This window comes from Streptomyces sp. NPDC014882 (assembly GCF_043081325.1).
Lineage (GTDB): Bacteria > Actinomycetota > Actinomycetes > Streptomycetales > Streptomycetaceae > Streptomyces.
The window spans coordinates 93,197-113,886 of sequence record NZ_JBIBWL010000010.1; the positions used below are offsets into that span (position 1 = coordinate 93,197).

Sequence of the window (20,690 nt, forward strand, 5' to 3'; positions counted from 1 at the left end):
CTCGGGGGGTGTCCGGGGGCGGTGCCCCCGGACGTCCCGCCCGTACGCCGTTGTACGGGACGCTCGGTGACGGGCCGTCGGGTGGCCCGTCGGACGGTCCGCCGGACGGAGCGCGGGACGCTCCGCCGGGCGGTCCGTCAGACCATCAGGGACCGGTCGGTCGGCCGGATCGGGGCCGGCAGGTCGCTGGTGCCGGTCAGGAAGCGGTCGACGCCGCGGGCGGCCGAGCGGCCCTCCGCGATCGCCCACACGATGAGGGACTGGCCGCGGCCGGCGTCACCGGCGACGTACACGCCCGGCACGTTGGTCCGGAAGTCGGCGTCGCGGGCGATGTTGCCGCGCTCGTCCAGCTCCAGGCCGAACTGCTCCACCAGGCCGTTCTCGCGGTCGGTGCCGGTGAAGCCCATGGCGAGGGTGACCAGCTGGGCGGGGATCTTGCGCTCCGTGCCCGGCTTCTGGGTCAGCCTGCCCTCGACGAACTCGACCTCGGTGAGGTGCAGCCACTGGACGTTGCCGTCCTGGTCGCCCTCGAAGTGGGTGGTGGAGACGGAGTAGACCCGCTCGCCGCCCTCCTCGTGCGCGCTGGTGACCTTGTAGAGCATCGGGAACGTCGGCCACGGCTGGGCGACCGGGTTCCGCTCCTCGTTCGGGCGGGGCATGATCTCCAGCTGCGTGACCGAGGCCGCGCCCTGGCGGTGGGCGGTGCCCACGCAGTCGGCGCCGGTGTCGCCACCGCCGATGACCACGACGTGCTTGCCCTCGGCCGAGATCGGGGGCGCCACGAAGTCGCCCTCCTGCACCTTGTTGGCCAGCGGCAGGTACTCCATGGCCTGGTACACGCCCTTGAGTTCCCGGCCGGGGACCGGGAGGTCGCGTGCGGTCGTGGCGCCGGCGGCGATGACGACCGCGTCGTAGCGCTTCTTCAGGTCGGTGGCCTTGAGGTCGCGGCCGATCTCGACGCCCGTGCGGAAGCGGGTGCCCTCCGCGCGCATCTGCTCGATGCGGCGGTTGATGTGCCGCTTCTCCATCTTGAACTCGGGGATGCCGTACCGCAGGAGGCCTCCGATGCGGTCCGCGCGCTCGTAGACGGCGACGGTGTGGCCCGCCCGGGTCAGCTGCTGGGCGGCGGCCAGGCCCGCCGGGCCCGAGCCGATGACCGCGACCGTCTTGCCGGACAGCCGCTCGGGGATCTGCGGGGCGACGTCACCGGTCTCCCACGCCTTGTCGATGATCGAGACCTCGACGTTCTTGATGGTGACCGGCGGCTGGTTGATGCCGAGCACGCACGCCGACTCGCACGGGGCGGGGCACAGCCGGCCCGTGAACTCCGGGAAGTTGTTGGTGGCGTGCAGGCGCTCGGAGGCGGCCGACCAGTCCTCGCGGTAGGCGAAGTCGTTCCACTCGGGGATCAGGTTCCCCAGCGGACAGCCGTTGTGGCAGAACGGGATGCCGCAGTCCATGCACCGGCTGGCCTGCTTGCCGATGATCGGCAGCAGTGAGCCGGGGACGTAGACCTCGTTCCAGTCCTTGACGCGCTCCTGGACCGGACGGGACTTGGCGACCTCGCGGCCGTGGTTGAGAAAGCCCTTGGGATCAGCCATTGGTCGCCGCCTCCATCATCTTCTCGGTGATCTCGGTCTCGGAGAGACCGGCTCGCTCGGCGGCGTCCTTGGCGGCGAGCACTGCCTTGTACGTGCTGGGGATGATCTTGCTGAAGCGCTCCACGGACGCGTCCCAGTCGGCGAGCAGCTTCTCGGCGACCGTCGAGCCGGTCTCCTCGGCGTGGCGGCGCACCACGTCGTGCAGCCACGCCTTGTCGGTGTCGTCGAGCGCCTCGACCGCGCCGAGGTTGCCGGCGTTGACGTTGTCGCGGTTCAGGTCGATCACGTAGGCGACGCCGCCGGACATGCCGGCCGCGAAGTTGCGGCCCGTCTCGCCGAGGACCACCGCGTGACCGCCGGTCATGTACTCGCAGCCGTGGTCGCCCACGCCCTCGGAGACGACGGTCGCGCCGGAGTTGCGGACGCAGAACCGCTCGCCGGTGCGGCCGCGCAGGAACAGTTCGCCGCCGGTCGCGCCGTAGGCGATGGTGTTGCCCGCGATCGTCGAGTACTCGGCGAGGTGGTCGGCGCCCCGGTCGGGGCGGACGACGACCCGGCCGCCGGAGAGGCCCTTGCCGACGTAGTCGTTGGCGTCGCCCTCCAGGCGCAGCGTGACACCGCGCGGGAGGAAGGCGCCGAAGGACTGGCCGGCCGAGCCGGTGAAGGTGATGTCGATGGTGTCGTCGGGCAGGCCCGCGCCGCCGAACTTCTTCGTCACCTCGTGGCCGAGCATGGTGCCGACCGTGCGGTTGATGTTGCGGATCGCGACCTGGGCGCGCACCGGGTGGGCGTCGGTGGCGGAGTCCGCGGCCAGCGCGTCGGCGGCGAGCCTGATCAGCTCGTTGTCGAGCGCCTTCTCCAGGCCGTGGTCCTGCGCGACGACCTGGTGGAGGGAGGCGCCCTCGGGCAGGGCCGGCACGTGGAACAGCGGCTCCAGGTTCAGGCCCTGGGCCTTCCAGTGGTCGACGGCGCGCTCGACGTCGAGGATCTCGGCGTGGCCGACGGCCTCCTCGATCGAGCGGAAGCCCAGCTCGGCGAGCAGTTCGCGGACCTCCTGCGCGATGAACTGGAAGAAGTTCACCACGTACTCGGCCTTGCCGTTGAACCGGTCGCGCAGCACCGGGTTCTGGGTGGCGATGCCGACCGGGCAGGTGTCCAGGTGGCAGACGCGCATCATGACGCAGCCGGAGACGACGAGCGGCGCGGTGGCGAAACCGAACTCCTCGGCGCCGAGCAGGGCGGCGATGACCACGTCGCGGCCGGTCTTGAGCTGGCCGTCGGTCTGCACGACGATGCGGTCGCGCAGGCCGTTGAGCAGCAGGGTCTGCTGGGTCTCGGCGAGGCCCAGCTCCCAGGGGCCGCCCGCGTGCTTGAGGGAGGTCAGCGGGGAGGCGCCCGTGCCGCCGTCGTGGCCGGAGATGAGGACGACGTCCGCGTGGGCCTTGGAGACACCGGCGGCGACCGTGCCGACGCCGACCTCGGAGACCAGCTTCACGTGGATGCGGGCCTTCGGGTTGGCGTTCTTGAGGTCGTGGATGAGCTGGGCCAGGTCCTCGATGGAGTAGATGTCGTGGTGCGGCGGCGGGGAGATCAGGCCGACGCCCGGCGTCGAGTGACGCGTCCTGGCGACCCACGGGTAGACCTTGTGGCCGGGCAGCTGGCCGCCCTCGCCGGGCTTGGCGCCCTGGGCCATCTTGATCTGGATGTCGTCCGCGTTGACCAGGTACTCGGAGGTGACGCCGAAGCGGCCGGAGGCGACCTGCTTGATCGACGAGCGGCGCGCCGGGTCGTACAGGCGCTCCGGGTCCTCGCCGCCCTCACCGGTGTTGGACTTGCCGCCCAGCTGGTTCATGGCGATGGCGAGGGTCTCGTGCGCCTCCTGGGAGATGGAGCCGTACGACATGGCGCCGGTGGAGAAGCGCTTGACGATCTCGCTGACCGGCTCGACCTCGTCGAGGGGGATCGGCCGGCGGTCCGAGCTGAAGCCGAACAGTCCGCGCAGCGTCATGAGGCGCTCGGACTGCTCGTTCACGCGGTCCGTGTACTTCTTGAAGATGTCGTAGCGGTTGGCGCGCGTGGAGTGCTGGAGGCGGAAGACCGTCTCCGGGTCGAACAGGTGCGGCTCGCCCTCGCGGCGCCACTGGTACTCGCCGCCGATCTCCAGGGCGCGGTGGGCCGGTGCGATGCCGCTGGCCGGGTAGGCCTTGGCGTGGCGGGCGGCGACCTCCTGGGCGACGACGTCGATGCCGACGCCGCCGATCTTGGTGGCCGTGCCGTTGAAGTACTTCGCGACGAAGGCGTCGTCGAGACCGACGGCCTCGAACACCTGGGCGCCGCGGTAGGAGGCGACGGTGGAGATGCCCATCTTGGACATGACCTTCAGGACGCCCTTGCCGAGGGCGTAGATCAGGTTGCGGATGGCCTGCTCGGGCTCCATGCCGCTGAGGAAGGTGCCGGCGCGCAGCAGGTCCTCGACGGACTCCATCGCCAGGTACGGGTTGACGGCGGCGGCGCCGAAGCCGATGAGCAGGGCGACGTGGTGCACCTCGCGGACGTCACCGGCCTCCACCAGCAGGCCCACCTGGGTGCGCTGCTTGGTGCGGATGAGGTGGTGGTGGACGGCCGCGGTGAGCAGCAGCGACGGGATCGGCGCGTGCTCGGCGTCGGAGTGGCGGTCGGACAGCACGACGAGGCGGGCGCCGTTGGCGATGGCCTCGTCGACCTCGGCGCAGATCTCCTCGATCCGCGCGGCCAGCGCGTCCCCGCCGCCGTGCACCCGGTACAGGCCGGAGAGGGTCGCGGCCTTGAAGCCGGGCATGTCGCCGTCGGCGTTGATGTGGATGAGCTTGGCCAGCTCGTCGTTGTCGATCACCGGGAAGGGCAGCACGACGGAGCGGCAGGAGGCGGCGTTCGGGTCGAGCAGGTTGCCCTGCGGGCCGAGCGAGGAGCGCAGGGAGGTGACCAGTTCCTCGCGGATCGCGTCCAGCGGCGGGTTGGTGACCTGCGCGAACAGCTGGGTGAAGTAGTCGAAGAGCAGCCGCGGGCGCGACGACAGCGCGGCGATCGGCGAGTCGGTGCCCATGGAGCCGATCGGCTCGGCGGCCGACTTGGCCATCGGCGCGAGCAGGATGCGCAGCTCCTCCTCGGTGTAGCCGAAGGTCTGCTGGCGGCGGGTGACCGAGGCGTGCGTGTGCACGATGTGCTCGCGCTCGGGCAGGTCGCCCAGCTCGATCTCGCCGGCTTCCAGCCACTCCGCGTAGGGGTTCTCGGCGGCGAGCTGGGCCTTGATCTCGTCGTCCTCGATGATGCGGTGCTCGGCGGTGTCGACGAGGAACATCCGGCCGGGCTGGAGGCGGCCCTTGCGGACGACCTTCGCCGGGTCGATGTCGAGGACGCCGACCTCGGAGCCGAGGACGACGAGGCCGTCGTCGGTGACCCAGTAGCGGCCGGGGCGCAGGCCGTTGCGGTCGAGGACCGCGCCGACCTGGACGCCGTCGGTGAAGGTGACGCAGGCCGGTCCGTCCCAGGGCTCCATCAGGTTGGAGTGGAACTGGTAGAAGGCGCGGCGGGCCGGGTCCATGGAGTCGTGGTTCTCCCACGCCTCCGGGATCATCATCAGTACGGAGTGCGGCAGCGAGCGGCCACCGAGGTGCAGCAGCTCGAGCACCTCGTCGAAGGACGCCGAGTCGGAGGCGTCCGGCGTGCAGATGGGGAAGACGCGGTCGATGCGCTCCTGGTCTCCGAAGAGGTCGGACACGAGCTGGGACTCGCGGGCCGCCATCCAGTTGCGGTTGCCCTTGACGGTGTTGATCTCACCGTTGTGCGCGACGAAGCGGTACGGGTGGGCGAGCGGCCACGACGGGAAGGTGTTCGTCGAGAAGCGCGAGTGGACGAGCGACACGGCCGAGGCGAAGCGGCGGTCGGACAGGTCCGGGAAGAAGGGCTCGAGCTGGCCGGTGGTCAGCATGCCCTTGTAGACGACGGTCCGCGCGGACAGCGAGGGGAAGTAGACGCCGGCCTCGCGCTCGGCGCGCTTGCGCAGCACGAAGGCGCGGCGGTCGAGGTCGACGCCCTTCGAGGCGCCGTCGGTGACGAAGACCTGGCGGAAGGCGGGCATCGTCGAGCGGGCGGTGGCGCCGAGGAGCTCGGGGGCGACCGGGACCTCGCGCCAGCCGAGGACGGTGAGGCCCTCTTCGGCGGCGATCGTCTCGATGCGCGAGACGGCGTCCGTCAGGCCGTCCTGCGGCAGGAAGGCGATGCCGACGGCGTAGCCGCCGGCCTCGGGCAGCTCGAACCCGGCGACCTCGCGCAGGAACGCGTCGGGGACCTGGGTGAGGATGCCCGCGCCGTCGCCGGAGTCGGGCTCGGAGCCGGTGGCGCCACGGTGCTCGAGGTTGCGCAGAACGGTCAGCGCCTGCTCGACCAGCGTGTGGCTCGCCTCGCCGGTGAGGTTGGCCACGAAGCCGACGCCGCAGGCGTCGTGCTCGTTGCGGGGGTCGTACATACCCTGCGCAGCAGGGCGAGCATCCATGAAGGACCAGTTCTGGCCATTCGCGGAATGCTGGGACGGCTGGCGCGGCGTACGCATCGGCTCTCCCGTCGTCGTCTCAAGTGGCATGTCTGCTGGCGAAGGGACGACGTTGGCCCTCTGCGTAAGTGCAAAATTTCGTGCAGGTTACATGATGGAGCGGTTCTCGGGAACCGGATACTCCGTTCCAGCATGCGGACGCCGTGGGGTGGCGGCGGGGCGCCGCGGGGGCGGCTGAAAGTGTGTGGTGGGACTTGACCGGACACCATCGGTCGGAGTGGTGTCCGTCGGTCCGGGGGGCGGAGGAGGCGTCGTAGCCACTCCGCGCATGCACCGCGGGCGTCATTGCCCGCAGCGCTTACGGCTCATGCCCGGTGGTTGAGCGTTCGAAACCAGCGGGTAACGGCTACTTATGCGGCCCATCGCATAAGTAGCAGCCGATCTATCCTACGGCCGTTCCGAAGAAACTGCCCAGGGCGTACGTCACACCGGCCGCCGCGCCACCGAGGGCGAGCTGCCGCAGGCCGCTGTACCACCAGGTGCGCGCGGTCACCCTGGCCACCACCGCACCGCACAGGAAGAGCCCGAGCAGCGAGAGCAGGACGGCCGGCCAGAGCGCGGTGGCGCCCAGCAGGTAGGGCAGGACGGGCAGCAGGGCGCCCAGCGCGAAGGCGCCGAAGCTGGAGACGGCGGCGACCAGCGGCGAGGGCAGGTCGGAGGGGTCGATGCCCAGCTCCTCGCGGGCGTGTATCTCCAGGGCCTGCTCGGGGTCGCGCGACAGCTGCGAGGCGACCTGCCGGGCGAGGTCCGGGTCGACGCCGCGGGACTCGTAGAGCGCGGCCAGCTCGGCCTCCTCGTCCTTCGGGTGCTTCCTCAGCTCGCGCCGCTCGACGTCGAGCTCGGCCTCGACGAGCTCGCGCTGCGAGGCGACGGAGGTGTACTCTCCGGCGGCCATCGAGAAGGCGCCGGCGGCGAGGCCCGCGAGGCCGGTGAGCACGATGGTCTGCCGGTCGACCGCCCCGCCGGCGACACCGGTCATCAGGGCGAGGTTGGAGACGAGACCGTCCATCGCGCCGAAGACGGCCGGCCGCAGCCAGCCGCCGTTGACGTCCCGGTGGGTGTGGTTGTCCCGGTGCGCCTCGTGCAGCGCCGCCTCGGTCTCGATGAGAGCCATGCCGATCTCCAGTACGTACGTCTCCGCGCCGCCCGGCGTACCCGGACAGCCCTCTTTGGACTCATTCCATATTTTGACAATGCTCAGACTACGCCCGCGCTTCCCGCTCCGCCAGCAAGGAAAGGCTGCGCTAACCTGCGGCTTTACCCTCAACCGCTCATTCGATCAAGGCTGCGCACAGATGTCGACCGGGTGACATGACGGCTCGGGAGGCTCAGGTCAACCGCCGACGGTGGGACACATCCGCAAAGGGCTCCGCACCCTGCGCGGCCCCCGGAGGGAAGGCCCCGTATGGCATCGACCGCCTGCATGCCCCCGGTCCCGGCGCCCGGGGACGCCACCGGCCTCCGCGACCGGGCCCGCGGCGCGCTGCTCGGCCTGGCCGTGGGAGACGCCCTCGGCGCGCCGGCCGAGAACCTCAAGCCGTCCGAGATCCGCGCCCGCTGGGGCCGGGTCACGGGCTACGTCACCGACCAGCCGGCCGGCACCGACGACACCGAGTACGCGATCTTCTCGGGGCTCCTGCTGGCCCGGCACGGCTCGGCGCTGACCCCCGCCGACGTGGAGACGGCCTGGCACCGGTGGATCGCCGACCGCCACGAGGGCCCCTTCCGCGGGGCGGGCTTCAGCGAACGCGGCACCCTGGAGAACCTCCGCCGGGGCCTGGCCGCCCCCGTCTCCGCCCAGCACCGGCACGCCTGGAGCGACGGTCTCGCGATGCGCGCGGCCCCCTTCGGCGTCTTCGCCGCGGGCCGCCCGGCCGAGGCCGCCCGCCTGGTCGCCGTCGACGGCTCGGTGAGCCACGACGGCGAGGGCATCCACGGCGGCCGGGCGGTCGCGGCGGGCGTCGCGGCCGCGATGGCGGGAGCGCCGCCGGTCGCCGTGGTCGCCGCCGCCCTGGCCGTGATCCCCGACGACTCCTGGACGGCCCGCTCGCTGCGCCGCGCGGTCGCGGTCGCCCACCGCGGCGAACGCGCCGTCCGCTCCGCCGTCGTCATCGGCGGCTACCCCTGGACCGACCTGGCCCCCGAGGCGGTCGCCCTCGCCTTCGGCGCCTACGCGGCGGCCGACGGCGACTTCGCCCGGGCCGTCCTCACCGCCGTCAACATGGGCCGCGACGCCGACACGACGGCCGCGGTGGCGGGCGCCCTGGCCGGCGCCGGCCAGGGCGTCTCGGCGATCCCCCCGGACTGGGCGGCCGCCATCGGTCCGGCCCGCGGCAGCTGCCTGCCCTCGGTCCGCGGCCACCACGTCCTGGACGTGGCCGACCTCCTCACCCCGGCGATGACCGCATGAGGCCGCCGGGGCCGTGGGACGAGGGGGCGGCGGGCGGCCCGGTGGCCCTGGCGCCGGCCGCGGACACCGCCCCCGCGGGCGGCACCACCACGGCGGAACCGCCCCGACCCGCGACAGGCCCGCTGGACACCGGCGGCCGCACCCCCACCGCGACCGGCCCGGCGGACCTCACCGGCCGCACCACCACGGCCGAGCCGACGGAACCCGCGACCACCGACGGCGACGGCGACAGTGGCTGCGACGGCGACAGCACCGAGGCCGACGCCGATGTCGTGGAGGCCGCGGACGCCACGGCCGCGGCGGAGCCGAGCGGGCCCGCGGCGGTCATCGACGAGGCCCCCTCACCGGCGCCACCCGTACCCGGCGGCCGTGCCCGCACGGGCGGTACAGGTGGCAGAGGCGGCGCGGGCGCCATGGTCGGCGCGGTCGGCGCGGTCGGGCAACGCTCACCGGCCGAGGACGTGGTCGGGGCCGGACCGGCCCCGCGCCGGACCGAGGGCCTCCTCCTCGGCCTCGCGGCGGGCGACGCCGCCGGCTGGCCCGCCGCCCGTCACCGCGCCGCCCGCATGCCGGAGTGGACCCGTCGCCTCACCCGCGAACTGGACACCTTCGCCGAACAGAACGCGACGACGACCCTCCCCGTCCCCGTCGCCCTGAACCAGTCCCCCGAGCCCCTCCGCCTGGGCCCGTCCGACGACGCCGAGTGGGCGGCCTTCGCCGCGGAGGCGCTCCTGCGGGCGGGCGACGACACCGTCCTCGGCGACCTCAGCCGTCAGCGCCGCGTGCGCGCCGCCATCGACCTCACCTGGAACGCCGTCGCCGGCGAGGTCGCGGCCGCGGCGGAGCGCGCGCCCGAGGTGGAGTCGGCCGTGCTGCCCCTGCGCGCCCGCATCTCGGTCCGGGCGGGCCTCGGCAACCTGGCCACCGGCCTGCGCCCGCCCGCCACCGGCCACGACAACCCGCACTACTTCGACGACGCGGCCTGCGTCCGCGCCTGCGTGCTCGCGGCGGCCCACCCCGGCGACCCCCGACTCGCCGCCGACCTGGCCGAGTTCGACGCCCGCTACACGCAGGACGGCGACGGCGTGCACGGCGCCCGCGCGATGGCGGCGGCCCTCTCCCTGGCCCTGGCCGGCGCGGACACCGGGGCCTGCGTGGCCGCGGCGCTCGCCGAACTCCCCGAGGAGACGGAGATCGGCCGCAACGCCCGTCACGCGCTCGCCCTCGCACGGGCCGCGGAGAGCACGTTCGCGCTGGTGCCGCCGCTGGAGCACCAGATCGTCGACCACGTCTACAGCTACGGCGTCGCCGCCGCCGAGACCGTGCCGGTCGCCCTCGCCCTGGCCGTCGCGTCGGGCGGGCGGGTCGCGGAGGCCGTACCGGCGGCGGCCTGCCTGTCGCGGGTCGCGGACTCCGCCCCCGCGCTCGCGGGGGCGCTCACCGGGGCGCTGGGCGGCGCCGCGTCGATCCCGGCGACCTGGCGCGCCGCCTGCCGCACCCTCTCCGGCTGCGCCCTGCCCCGTCTCACCGGTACCGACCTGGTGGAACTCGCCGAACTGCTGGAAGCCGCGCAACCGGCCGTACCAGGAGGATGATTCGGCCCATGACACCCAAAACCGAAGAAAGCGGCGGAAGGTCCGGGGAAACTCCCGAGCGGCGGACCACGACGGGGCCGACCCCGACGGGACGGATCCTGACGAGACGGGCCCCGGAAGGCGGGACGCTGGAGGAACGCGTCACGCGCGCCCTCGTCGGCGCGGCCGTCGGCGACGCCCTCGGCGGCCCGGTGGAGGGCTACTCCCCCGACCAGATCCGTCGGCGCCACGGCGGCCGCGTGCACGGCGTCGTGGGCCCCTGGAACGGCGACGACTGGCGCACGGCCCGCCCCATCGCCCCGTACCACAAGGGCGACGGCCACGTCACCGACGACACCTTGATGACCCACGCGCTGATCAGGGTCTACACCACGGTCCGCGACCACCTGGACGCGTACGCGCTCGCCGGCCACCTGGTCCCCGACCTGATGACGAACCCGCGCTGGATCCCGGAGCTGGAGGCCGAGGCGCTCCCCCTGCAGCGCGTCTTCCTGGCGGAGAAGTGGCTGGTCGCCAGGCTCCACTACGGGCATGTCGACCCGCGCGAGGCGGGCGTCGGCAACATCGTCAACTGCGGTGCGGCGATGTACACGGCCCCGGTGGGACTGGTCAACGCGGCCGATCCGGCGGCCGCCTACGCCGAGGCGATCGACCTGGCGGGCGCCCACCAGTCCTCGTACGGCCGCGAGGCGGCGGGCGTCCTCGCGGCGGCGGTGGCCGCGGCCTGCGCACCCGGCGCGACGCCCGACTCGGTGGTGGCGGCGTGCCTGTCCCTGGCCAAGGACGGCACCCGGACCGCGATCGAGCGGGTCTGCGAAGTGGCCTCCCGCCACCAGGACTTCGAGTCGGCGCTGGTCCCGCTCCGGGAGGCGGTGGCGCCGTACGACACCGTCGGCCCCGACTACCGGCGGCCCTCCCTGGCCGCCCGCCGCCCCTCCCGCCTGCACGCCGTCGAGGAACTCCCCGTCGCCCTGGGCATGGTGGTGGTGGCCGGCGGCGACTACCGCCACGCCGTGCTGGGTGCGGTGAACTACGGCCGCGACTGCGACTCGATCGCGACGATGGCCGGCGCGGTGACCGGCGCCCTCGGCTCCCCCGTGCCGGACGAGTGGTCGAAGCGGGTCGCGGAGGCCAGCCGCCTGGACCTGTGGGCGCCGGCGACCGCCCTCGCCGGGGTCGCCCGGGAGGTCTTCGACAAGGACGTCCGGCGCCGCCGGGCGCACGAGCGGGCGTTCGCCGCCCTCGGGGGCCGGTGATGCTCCGCCTGACCTGGGTCCAGCCCGAGGACCTCGTCGGCCACGAACTGCGGCAGGCCGCCCAGGACGGCCGCGAACCCTCGGCGGTCGCGGCCCGCTGGCGGGCGGCGGGCGGGCGGGCGGCACCGGAGCGGGCCGGCGCGTCGCCCCGGCGCGCGTCGCGCTACCTGCGCCTGCTGGCGGAGGACCTGCTGGACGAACTGGCGGACCTGCCGAGCGCCTTGGCGGAGGACGAGCCGACGGACCTCCCGGCCATCAGGGCCGCCTGTCCGGCGTGGCCCGCCGGTCCCGCGGGCGGGCGCGGCCCGGCCCCCGACCCGGCCGGCCTGGAAGCCGCCTGGCTCGGCCGGGCGGTGGGTTGCCTCCTGGGCAAACCCGTGGAGAAGCTCCCCCTCGACGCCGTCCGCGCCCTGGCCCGCGCCACCGGCAACTGGCCCCTGAACGGCTACTTCACGGCCCGGGGCGTCCCGCGGGACCTGCTGGAGGCGCACCCCTGGAACCGCCGCTCGGCGCCCACCTCCCTCGCCGAGAACATCGACGGCATGCCCGAGGACGACGACCTCGACTACCCCCTGCTCAACCTGCTCCTGCTCCGGCGTCACGGCAGGACCTTCACCACCGCCGACGTGGCACGCCTGTGGCTGGACGAACTCCCCGCCGGGCGCACCTTCACGGCCGAACGCGTCGCCTACCGCAACCTCCTCAGCGGCGTCGAACCCCCGCTCACCGCCCGCCACCGCAACCCCTTCCGCGAGTGGATCGGCGCGCTGATCCGCGCCGACGTCCACGGCTGGACCAACCCCGGTGACCCGGCCGCCGCCGCCGAGCAGGCGCACCGCGACGCCACCCTCACCCACACCGCGAACGGCGTCTACGCGGCGATGTTCACGGCGGCCGCCATCGCCGCCGCCGCGGCGGGCGGGCACGACGTCCACGCCTGTCTGCGCACCGGCCTCACCGTGGTCCCGCCCCGCTCCCGGCTGTTCCGGGCCGTCACCCACGCGATCGGACTCGCCCGCGAGCACCCCGACTTCGACACGGTCGTGGACGAACTCCACGCCGCGTACGGCGCGACCCACCACTGGGTCCACGCCGTCCCCAACACCGCCCTGATCGCCGCCGCCCTCACCCACGCCGACGGCGACTTCACCGGCTCCGTCCGCCGCGCCGTGTCCGGCGGCCTGGACACCGACTCCGCCGGCGCCACCGCCGGCGGCATCGCCGCGCTGCTCGCCGGCGACCCGGCAGCCCTCCCCGAGCACTGGACGGCGCCGCTCAAGAACCGACTGGCCACCTCCGTCGCCGACTTCGACGGCACCGGATTCGACACCCTCGCCCACCTCACCCACCGGGAGGCTGCACGCCCATGACCGACATCGTCGTGCCCGGCAGCACGCGCACGGGCCCCGTCGCCCACGCCGAGAAGGCCCCGCCGCACCGGGAGACCGCGGCGGGAGGGGAGTTCCGCACGATCCCCGACGGCGGGAGCGCCCGCCGAGCCGTGATCCCCGCCCCGGTCCTCCCCCCGTCCCCGTCCCCGACCCCGGCCCGACCCGAGGCCCTGTTCCTGCCCCTGCCCCAGCCCCTGCCCCTGCCCCTGCCCCTAACGCTGCCGCTGCCGCTACAGCCCCGACTCCTCGCCGCGGGCGATCGGCCGGTGCCCGACGGACACGAGGCCGCCGCCGCGGTGTCGCCGTCGGTCCACCGGCCGGGCGCCTCCGCGTCGACGCCGTGCCGCCCCGGAACCGAGGAGCGGCACACGTCATGACCGGACCGGGCAACACCCGCACCGCGGCCGGGACGGCCGGCGCGCCCCTCACCGGCCTGCGCGTCCTCGACCTGGCCACCCTCTTCGCCGGCCCCCTCGCCGCCACCATGCTCGGCGACTTCGGCGCGGAGGTCGTCAAGGTCGAGCACCCGTCGAAACCCGACCCGTCCCGGGGCCACGGCCCCTCGAAGAACGGCGTCGGCCTGTGGTGGAAACTCCTCGGCCGCAACAAGCGCGCCATCACCCTGGACCTGTCCAGGCCCGGCGGCCGCGCCACCCTGCTCCGCCTCGCCACGACCGCCGACGTGATCATCGAGAACTTCCGCCCCGGCACCCTGGAGAAGTGGGATCTCGGCTGGGAGGAGCTGTCGGCGGCCAACCCCCGGCTGGTCCTCACCCGCGTCACCGGCTTCGGCCAGTTCGGCCCGTACGCCCACCGTCCCGGCTTCGGCACCCTCGCCGAGGCGATGAGCGGCTTCGCCGCCCTCACCGGCGAACCCGACGCGCCCCCGACCCTCCCGCCGTTCGGCCTCGCCGACTCCATCGCGGCGCTCGCCACGTCGTACGCCGTCATGACGGCCCTCGCCGCCCGCGACCGCACGGGCGAGGGCCAGGTCGTCGACATGGCCATCATCGAACCGATCCTGACCGTCCTCGGCCCGCAGCCCCTCTGGTACGACCAGCTCGGGTACGTCCAGGAGCGCACCGGGAACCGCTCCGCGAACAACGCCCCGCGCAACACCTACCGCACGGCCGACGGCAGCTGGGTCGCCGTGTCCACGTCGGCCCAGTCGGTGGCGGAGCGGGTGATGCGGCTGGTCGGCCGCCCCGACCTGATCGACGAGCCCTGGTTCGCGACGGGCGCCGGACGGGCCGCCCACGCCGACGTCCTCGACACGGCGGTCGGCACCTGGATCGCCGGCCGCAGCCGCACCGACGTCCTCGCCGCCTTCGAGAAGGCGGAAGCGGCCGTCGCCCCGGTCCAGGACGTGCGGGACGTGCTGACCGACCCCCAGTACCAGGCCCTCGACACCGTCACCACGGTCGACGACCCCGAACTGGGCCCGATCCGCATGCAGAACGTCCTCTTCCGCCTCTCCGCCACCCCCGGCGCGATCCGCTGGAGCGGACGCCCGCACGGCGCGGACACCGAGGCGGTCCTCACCGAACTGGGCCTGACGCCGGCCGACCTGGAGGCCCTGCGGACGGAGGGCGCCCTGTGACCTTCCCGCTCACCTGGCTCTACGTCCCCGGCGACCGCCCGCACGTCGTCGCCAAGGCCCTGCGCTGCGGGGCGGACGTCGTCGTGATCGACCTGGAGGACGCGGTCGCCCCCGACCGCAAGGAGTACGCCCGCGAGGCCACCGCCGAGCTGCTCTCCGAGGAGCAGCCGGTTCCGGTCCACGTCCGGGTCAACGCCCTGGACGGGCCCCTCGCCGTCCCCGATCTCCGGGCGGTGGCGGCCCTCCCCGGCGTCCACGGCCTCCGCCTGCCCAAGGTGACCTCGCCCGCCCAGATCACCCGGATCGCCGACCACCTCGCGGAACACGGCCCGCGCCCGCTGTACGCCCTGCTGGAAACGGCTCTCGGCGTCGAACACGCCTACGCCATCGCCGCCGCGCACCCCGACCTGCGCGGCATCTCCCTGGGCGAGTCCGATCTGCGGGCCGACCTCGGCGTGCGGGCGGACGCGGGACTCGACTGGTCCCGCTCCCGGGTGATCGTCGCCGCGCGGGCGGCGGGCCTGGCCCCGCCGCCGCAGTCGGTGCACCCCGACATCCGCGACCTCGAAGGCCTGGCGTCCTCCTGTGCGCACGGTCGCGGCCTGGGTTTCCTGGGCCGGTCGGCGATCCATCCCCGCCAGCTCCCGATCATCGAACGGGCCTACCTGCCCACGCAGCGGGAGATCGAGGAGGCCGAGACGATCGTGAAGGCGGCGGCGGCCGAGCCGGGCGCCCAGGCCCTGCCGGACGGCCGGTTCGTCGACGCGGCGGTGGTGGCGACGGCCCGGCGGACGCTGTCGCTGGCCCGGCGTACCTGAGCCGTCCGTACCCGAGCCGTCGTACACGACGAGGGCGCCCGGAGATCCCGGGCGCCCTCGTCGTCGTGGAGGTCGCCGTCAGCTCTTCTTGCCCGCCGAGCCGGACTCGGCGGCGTCCTTCGGCCGGTCCCCTGCCTCGTCCTTGCCGTCCTTGTCGGCCCGGTCGGACTCGTCGGCCGTCGTCCCGGCCTTGCCGTCGTCGCCGGCCTTCCCGGACTCGGCCTTCCCGGACTCGGCCTTCACGGACTCGGCCTTCGCGGAGTCGGTCTTCGCGGAGTCGGCCTTCTCCCCCGCGGCGGCTCCGTCCTCGGCCTCGGGGCCGGGGGTGGCCGCGCCGTCGGTGGGGTCGTCCGCGCCCGGTTCCACCACGGCCTCCCGTCCCGGCCGCTTCCTGGCCGAGATCACGAGGTACGCCACGGCCAGCAGGAACACGACGAGCGCGGTCCAGTTGTTGAGCCGCAGACCGAGGATGTGGTGGGCGTCGTCGACGCGCATGTACTCGATCCAGAAGCGGCCGGCGCAGTACGCGGCGACGTACAGGGCGAACGCCCGTCCGTGCCCCAGCTCGAAGCGGCGGTCGGCCCAGATGACGAGGAGGGCGACGCCGACGCACCACAGCGACTCGTACAGGAACGTCGGGTGGTAGTAGCCCGGCACCCGGCCGTCCAGGGAGGACGTGATGTGCAGGGCCCACGGCAGGTCGGTCTCCCTGCCGTACAGCTCCTGGTTGAACCAGTTGCCCCAGCGGCCGATCCCCTGCGCGAGGGCGATGCCCGGCGCGATGGCGTCGGCGTACGCGGGCAGCGGAATGCCCCGGCGGCGGCAGCCGATCCAGGCGCCCACCGCGCCGAGCGCGATCGCGCCCCAGATGCCGAGGCCGCCCTCCCAGATCTTGAAGGCGTCCACCCAGTCGCGGCCCTCGCTGAAGTACAGCTCGTAGTCCGTGATCACGTGGTAGAGCCGGCCGCCGATCAGGCCGAAGGGCACGGCCCAGACGGCGATGTCGGCCACCGTGCCGGCCCGCCCGCCCCGGGCGATCCAGCGCTTGTTGCCGAGCCAGACGGCGACGAAGACACCGATGATGATGCAGAAGGCGTAGCCGCGCAGCGGAATGGGGCCGAGGTGGATCACTCCGCGCGACGGGCTGGGAATGTAGGCAAGTTCCATGGCAGGGTCGACGCTACCGTGCCGGGCCGGGCCCACGGCGGGCAGCCCGGCTACGGCTCCATAACGGGCCGGTGAGCGGGGCTCACCCCTGGTCGGCCTCCTCCACCATCTTCTTCAGCTTGGCCGGTGTCATCGTCCGGTCCTGGTAGATGTTCTTGCCGTTGAACAGGACGGTCGGGGTGCCGGTGAAACCGCCGGTGCGGAAGGCCTGGTTGGACTTCTCGACCCAGCCGTCGTGGGTGCCCTTCTCCACGCAGGTGCGGAAGGCGGGGGTGTCGAGGCCGTCGACCTTGCCGGCGAGTTCGAGGATCTTCCCCTCGTCGGCGAAGGCGTCGTCGGTCTCCTCCGGCTGGTTCACGTACAGCACGTCGTGGTAGGCGGGGAACCTGCCGGCGTCCTGCGCGCAGGCCGCGGCGTTGGCCGCGGTGCGCGACCCGCTGCCGCCCATGTTGCCGTCGATGATGGTGGCCAGGTGGTACTCCACCTTCAGCTTTCCGGCACCGGTCAGCTCGTGGATCGTCGAACGGTAGGCGTCCTCGAAGGACTTGCAGGCCGGACAGCGGAAGTCCTCCCACACGGTGAGCGTGGACTTCGCGCTCTCCTTCCCGACCGGGATCGCGAGGGCGTCCTTGCCCTGCGCGCCCGAGGGCGCCACGACCGGGCCCGCGCTGTCGCCGCCGTCGTCCTTGCCGGCGTTCGCCGCGACGATGCCGATGACCGCGGCCAGGCCCAGTACGCAGACGACGCTCGCGGCGACGATCAGCGTCCGCCGCCGCCGCTCCGCCGCCTTCTGCCTGTCCCGCTCGACCGCCAGCCGCTCCCGGGCGGTGCGCTTCCTGTCACGATTCTTCTCGCTCACACCCCGGAAACGAACCGGGGAGGCGCCCAGCGCCTCCCCGGTCCCAGGTCCACCCGTTCGAGTGACCGATCCTGCTGTCCGGCCTGCTACGCCCGGCCGCGCACGCCCTTCGCCAGCTCGCCCGCGAGTTCGCGGACGGCCTCGACACCGGCCGCCTCGTCCGGGGCGTCGAGCATCCGCTTGACGAAGGCCGAGCCGACGATCACCCCGTCGGCGAAGCCGGCGACCTCGGCGGCCTGCCGGGGGTCGGACACCCCGAGGCCCACGCAGACGGGCAGTTCGGTGCCGGTCGCGCGGGTGCGCTCGACCAGGTTCCGGGCCTGCGTGCCCACCGACTCGCGGGTGCCGGTGACCCCCATCAGCGAGGCGGCGTAGACGAAGCCGCTGCCCGCCCGGGTGATCGTGGCCAGCCGCTCGTCCCGGCTGCTGGGCGCCACGACGAAGACCGTCGCGAGGCCGTGCTTGTCGGCGTGCTCCCTCCACAGCGCCGACTCCTGCACGGGCAGGTCGGGCAGGATGCAGCCCGCGCCGCCCGCCTCGGCCAGTTCGGCGGTGAAGCGCTCGACGCCGTAGCGGTCGACGGGGTTCCAGTACGTCATGACGAGGATCGGCTTGCCGGTGGCCTCGAAGGACTCCCGGACGGTGCGCATGACGTCCGCGATCCGTACGCCGCCGCGCAGGGCGATGTCGTCGGCGGTCTGGATGACCGGGCCGTCGAGGACGGGGTCGCTGTGCGGCAGCCCGACCTCGACGACGTCGGCGCCGCCGTCGAGGACGGCCCTGATCGCCGTGATGCCGCCGTCGACGCTCGGGAAACCGGCCGGCAGGTAGGCGATGAGCGCGGCGCGGCCCTCGTCCTTGGCGGCGGCGAGGGTGTCGGACAGCAGTCGCATGTTCCCGCTCACTTGGCGTCCCCCTCGATCTCCGCGGTGTCGGCCGCGTCGGCGGCGACCTCGGCGTCGGTGTCGTACAGCCCGAAGTAGCGGGCGGCCGTGTCCATGTCCTTGTCGCCGCGGCCGGAGAGGTTGACGACGATCAGCCCGTCCTCGCCCAGCTCCCTGCCGACCTCCAGGGCGCCGGCCAGCGCGTGCGCGCTCTCGATGGCCGGGATGATGCCCTCGGTGCGCGACAGCAGGCGCAGCGCCCGCATGGCCGCGTCGTCGGTGATCGCGCGGTACTCGCCGCGGCCGCTGTCCTTGAGGTAGGAGTGCTCGGGGCCGATGCCCGGGTAGTCCAGGCCGGCCGAGATCGAGTACGGCTCGGTGATCTGGCCCTCGTCGTCCTGGAGGACGTAGGAGCGGGAGCCGTGCAGGATGCCGGGCTCGCCCGCGGTGAGGGTGGCGGCGTGCTCGCCGGTCTCGACGCCGTGCCCGGCCGGCTCGCAGCCGACGAGGCGCACGCCGGTGTCCGGGATGAAGGCGTGGAAGAGGCCGATGGCGTTGGAACCGCCGCCGACGCAGGCGACGGCGGCGTCGGGCAGGCGCCCGGCGCGCTCCAGGATCTGGCGGCGGGCCTCGACGCCGATGACGCGGTGGAAGTCGCGGACCATCGCCGGGAAGGGGTGCGGCCCGGCGACCGTGCCGAACAGGTAGTGGGTACGGTCGACGTTGGCGACCCAGTCGCGGAAGGCCTCGTTGATGGCGTCCTTCAGCGTGCGGCTGCCGGACTTCACCGCGACGACCTCGGCGCCGAGCATCCGCATCCGGGCCACGTTGAGGGCCTGCCGCTGCGTGTCGATCTCGCCCATGTAGATGGTGCAGTCGAGCCCGAACAGCGCGCAGGCGGTGGCGGTGGCGACGCCGTGCTGGCCGGCGCCGGTCTCGGCGATGACACGGGTCTTGCCCATGCGCTTGGTGAGCAGGGCCTGGCCGAGCACGTTGTTGATCTTGTGGGAGCCGGTGTGGTTGAGGTCCTCGCGCTTGAGGAACACCCGGGCGCCACCGGCGTGTTCGGCGAACCGCGGCACCTCGGTGAGGGAGCTGGGCCGGCCGGTGTAGTGGACGAGCAGGTCGTCGAGCTCGCGGCCGAACTCGGGGTCGTGCTTGGCCTTGTCGTACTCGACGGCGACCTCGTCCACGGCGGCCACCAGGGCCTCCGGGATGAACTTGCCGCCGAAGGCGCCGAAGTAGCCTTCGGCGCTGGGGACCTGACCCTCGGGGTCGGGAATGAAGAACTCGCTGGGCATGCCGAAACCTCACGGTGAGTTGGGGAGAAACCGATCGCCGTGGGGCGGAGCTGGTCCGACGACCTCAGCCCGGGTGGGCCCGGTCGCGCCCGGGCGGCTGAGCCGCGTGGGCGGACACCGCGCTGCGCCCCTCGGGGGCGCGCTGCCATCGACGTCCGTTCACCTGGCCCGGCTCGTCCCCGATGACGTACCGCACCCGGCGGCCGTGCACCCGGCGGGCGGGCGCGCGGCAGCCACGGGGGCGGCAGCCGCGCGCGAGGCGGGCGTACCGGTCCGTGGCCGTGAGGGTGATCGGGAGCGTCATCGGTGCCCAGCCTAGCGGGGTCAGCCCCGGCCGTGCCGCAGCGCGGGGTGCTCGCCCGCCGCCACGAGGTCGGCGACCGCCGTCTTCGGGTCGCGGCCGGTGACGAGGGACTCGCCGACCAGGACCGCGTCGGCGCCGGCGTTGGCGTAGGCGATCAGGTCGTGCGGGCCCCGGACGCCGGACTCGGCGATCTTGACGAGGTGGGCCGGGATCTCGGGGGCGACCCGCTCGAACGTGCCCCGGTCGACCTCGAGGGTCTTGAGGTTGCGGGCGTTGACGCCGATCACCTTGGCGCCCGCGTCCACCGCGCGCTCGGCCTCGTCCTCGTCGTGCACCTCGACGAGCGGGGTGAGGCCGATGGAGACGGCGCGCTCGATCAGCGACTCCAGGGCCGGCTGGTCGAGGGCGGCGACGATCAGCAGGGCGAGGTCGGCGCCGTACGCGCGCGCCTCCCACAGCTGGTACGACGTGACGATGAAGTCCTTGCGCAGCACCGGGATGTCGACGCGCGCGCGGACCGCTTCGAGGTCGGCGAGCGAGCCGCCGAAGCGGCGTTCCTCGGTGAGGACGGAGATGACGGCGGCGCCGCCCGCCTCGTAGTCGGCGGCGAGGCCCGCCGGGTCGGCGATCGCGGCCAGCGCGCCCTTGGAGGGGCTGGAGCGCTTGACCTCGCAGATGACCTTGACGCCGTCGCCCTTGAGCGCGGCCACCCCGTCCTTGGCGGCGGGGGCCCTGGCCGCGCGCTCCTTGAGCTCGTCGAGGCTGACGCGCGCCTGCCGCTCCGCGAGGTCGGCACGGACTCCGTCGATGATCTCGTCGAGCACACTCACGCGAGCGGCCCCCTTCCAGACGGTTGCGGTTCCAGCGACCAGAGGAGATGGATGGTCACTGCGATGGTATCCGGAGGAGGGCGGTG

Annotated in this window: 16 protein-coding genes; 7 read left to right on the forward strand and 9 right to left on the reverse strand. The window is 73.6% G+C overall.

Annotated features, from left to right (window positions below):
* Positions 1–137 precede the first annotated feature (137 nt).
* The 3 genes from ACF09K_RS22765 to ACF09K_RS22775 all read right to left on the reverse strand — a co-directional run bounded on the left by ACF09K_RS22765 (position 138) and on the right by ACF09K_RS22775 (position 7,303).
* A complete protein-coding gene (locus ACF09K_RS22765) occupies positions 138–1,601 on the reverse strand; it encodes a glutamate synthase subunit beta (RefSeq protein ID WP_392246156.1) in 1,464 nt (487 codons plus the stop codon).
* Positions 1,594–6,189 carry a glutamate synthase large subunit gene (gltB, locus tag ACF09K_RS22770; RefSeq protein ID WP_392246158.1) on the reverse strand — a complete coding sequence of 1,532 codons (4,596 nt, stop codon included), beginning with the start codon at positions 6,187–6,189 and terminating at the stop codon, positions 1,594–1,596. Before gltB ends, ACF09K_RS22765 begins: the two co-directional genes overlap by 8 nt.
* Positions 6,190–6,571: 382 nt before the next feature.
* Positions 6,572–7,303: a VIT1/CCC1 transporter family protein gene (locus tag ACF09K_RS22775; RefSeq protein ID WP_392246160.1), complete on the reverse strand. Its 732-nt coding sequence runs from the start codon at positions 7,301–7,303 to the stop codon at positions 6,572–6,574.
* A gap of 291 nt (positions 7,304–7,594) precedes the next feature.
* Here ACF09K_RS22775 and ACF09K_RS22780 point away from each other — a divergent pair, with 291 nt between their 5' ends.
* The 7 genes from ACF09K_RS22780 (at position 7,595) to ACF09K_RS22810 (ending at position 15,259) form a co-directional block, all read left to right on the forward strand.
* Positions 7,595–8,599 carry an ADP-ribosylglycohydrolase family protein gene (locus ACF09K_RS22780; protein WP_392246161.1) on the forward strand — a complete coding sequence of 335 codons (1,005 nt, stop codon included), beginning with the start codon at positions 7,595–7,597 and terminating at the stop codon, positions 8,597–8,599.
* A 413-nt stretch (positions 8,600–9,012) separates the two neighbouring features.
* Positions 9,013–10,194 (forward strand): ADP-ribosylglycohydrolase family protein, encoded by a 1,182-nt coding sequence (locus ACF09K_RS22785; RefSeq protein WP_392246435.1) that lies wholly within the window; start codon positions 9,013–9,015, stop codon positions 10,192–10,194.
* Between the two features lie 8 nt (positions 10,195–10,202).
* Positions 10,203–11,450 carry an ADP-ribosylglycohydrolase family protein gene (locus ACF09K_RS22790; RefSeq protein ID WP_392246163.1) on the forward strand — a complete coding sequence of 416 codons (1,248 nt, stop codon included), beginning with the start codon at positions 10,203–10,205 and terminating at the stop codon, positions 11,448–11,450.
* Positions 11,450–12,820: an ADP-ribosylglycohydrolase family protein gene (locus ACF09K_RS22795; RefSeq protein ID WP_392246165.1), complete on the forward strand. Its 1,371-nt coding sequence runs from the start codon at positions 11,450–11,452 to the stop codon at positions 12,818–12,820. Before ACF09K_RS22790 ends, ACF09K_RS22795 begins: the two co-directional genes overlap by 1 nt.
* The gene (locus ACF09K_RS22800) at positions 12,817–13,218 is read left to right on the forward strand and encodes a hypothetical protein (protein ID WP_392246166.1); all 402 of its coding nucleotides are present in this window, start codon (positions 12,817–12,819) and stop codon (positions 13,216–13,218) included. The genes ACF09K_RS22795 and ACF09K_RS22800 overlap by 4 nt, the downstream gene beginning before the upstream one ends.
* Complete coding sequence (locus tag ACF09K_RS22805; RefSeq protein WP_392246167.1) at positions 13,215–14,441, forward strand: CaiB/BaiF CoA transferase family protein; 1,227 nt, start codon at positions 13,215–13,217, stop codon at positions 14,439–14,441. Before ACF09K_RS22800 ends, ACF09K_RS22805 begins: the two co-directional genes overlap by 4 nt.
* Positions 14,438–15,259, forward strand: coding sequence for an HpcH/HpaI aldolase/citrate lyase family protein (locus ACF09K_RS22810; RefSeq protein ID WP_392246169.1), 822 nt, complete (start codon positions 14,438–14,440; stop codon positions 15,257–15,259). Before ACF09K_RS22805 ends, ACF09K_RS22810 begins: the two co-directional genes overlap by 4 nt.
* Positions 15,260–15,337: 78 nt before the next feature.
* Here ACF09K_RS22810 and lgt read toward each other — a convergent pair whose 3' ends face one another.
* The 6 genes from lgt to trpC all read right to left on the reverse strand — a co-directional run bounded on the left by lgt (position 15,338) and on the right by trpC (position 20,604).
* Positions 15,338–16,426 (reverse strand): prolipoprotein diacylglyceryl transferase, encoded by a 1,089-nt coding sequence (lgt, locus tag ACF09K_RS22815; RefSeq protein ID WP_392246171.1) that lies wholly within the window; start codon positions 16,424–16,426, stop codon positions 15,338–15,340.
* 82 nt (positions 16,427–16,508) lie between these two features.
* Positions 16,509–17,285, reverse strand: a complete 777-nt coding sequence (locus tag ACF09K_RS22820; RefSeq protein WP_392246173.1) for a thioredoxin domain-containing protein — start codon at positions 17,283–17,285, stop codon at positions 16,509–16,511.
* A gap of 86 nt (positions 17,286–17,371) precedes the next feature.
* Complete coding sequence (gene trpA / locus ACF09K_RS22825) at positions 17,372–18,190, reverse strand: tryptophan synthase subunit alpha (RefSeq protein ID WP_392246175.1); 819 nt, start codon at positions 18,188–18,190, stop codon at positions 17,372–17,374.
* A complete protein-coding gene (trpB, locus tag ACF09K_RS22830; protein WP_392246177.1) occupies positions 18,187–19,470 on the reverse strand; it encodes a tryptophan synthase subunit beta in 1,284 nt (427 codons plus the stop codon). Before trpB ends, trpA begins: the two co-directional genes overlap by 4 nt.
* A 64-nt stretch (positions 19,471–19,534) precedes the next feature.
* On the reverse strand, positions 19,535–19,774 hold the full coding sequence (gene trpM / locus ACF09K_RS22835; protein ID WP_392246178.1) for a tryptophan biosynthesis modulator TrpM: 240 nt from the start codon (positions 19,772–19,774) through the stop codon (positions 19,535–19,537).
* Between the two features lie 20 nt (positions 19,775–19,794).
* The gene (gene trpC, locus ACF09K_RS22840) at positions 19,795–20,604 is read right to left on the reverse strand and encodes an indole-3-glycerol phosphate synthase TrpC (RefSeq protein ID WP_392246180.1); all 810 of its coding nucleotides are present in this window, start codon (positions 20,602–20,604) and stop codon (positions 19,795–19,797) included.
* Between the last annotated feature and the right edge of the window lie 86 nt (positions 20,605–20,690).

What these genes read in the sequence shown, in the direction of transcription:
- ACF09K_RS22765 (WP_392246156.1), bottom strand. Translation starts at nt 1,601, where the DNA reads ATGGCTGATCCCAAGGGCTTTCTCAACCACGGCCGCGAGGTCGCCAAG.
- gltB (WP_392246158.1), bottom strand. Translation starts at nt 6,189, where the DNA reads ATGCGTACGCCGCGCCAGCCGTCCCAGCATTCCGCGAATGGCCAGAAC.
- ACF09K_RS22775 (WP_392246160.1), bottom strand. Translation starts at nt 7,303, where the DNA reads ATGGCTCTCATCGAGACCGAGGCGGCGCTGCACGAGGCGCACCGGGAC.
- ACF09K_RS22780 (WP_392246161.1), top strand. Translation starts at nt 7,595, where the DNA reads ATGGCATCGACCGCCTGCATGCCCCCGGTCCCGGCGCCCGGGGACGCC.
- ACF09K_RS22785 (WP_392246435.1), top strand. Translation starts at nt 9,013, where the DNA reads ATGGTCGGCGCGGTCGGCGCGGTCGGGCAACGCTCACCGGCCGAGGAC.
- ACF09K_RS22790 (WP_392246163.1), top strand. Translation starts at nt 10,203, where the DNA reads ATGACACCCAAAACCGAAGAAAGCGGCGGAAGGTCCGGGGAAACTCCC.
- ACF09K_RS22795 (WP_392246165.1), top strand. Translation starts at nt 11,450, where the DNA reads ATGCTCCGCCTGACCTGGGTCCAGCCCGAGGACCTCGTCGGCCACGAA.
- ACF09K_RS22800 (WP_392246166.1), top strand. Translation starts at nt 12,817, where the DNA reads ATGACCGACATCGTCGTGCCCGGCAGCACGCGCACGGGCCCCGTCGCC.
- ACF09K_RS22805 (WP_392246167.1), top strand. Translation starts at nt 13,215, where the DNA reads ATGACCGGACCGGGCAACACCCGCACCGCGGCCGGGACGGCCGGCGCG.
- lgt (WP_392246171.1), bottom strand. Translation starts at nt 16,426, where the DNA reads ATGGAACTTGCCTACATTCCCAGCCCGTCGCGCGGAGTGATCCACCTC.
- trpB (WP_392246177.1), bottom strand. Translation starts at nt 19,470, where the DNA reads ATGCCCAGCGAGTTCTTCATTCCCGACCCCGAGGGTCAGGTCCCCAGC.
- trpM (WP_392246178.1), bottom strand. Translation starts at nt 19,774, where the DNA reads ATGACGCTCCCGATCACCCTCACGGCCACGGACCGGTACGCCCGCCTC.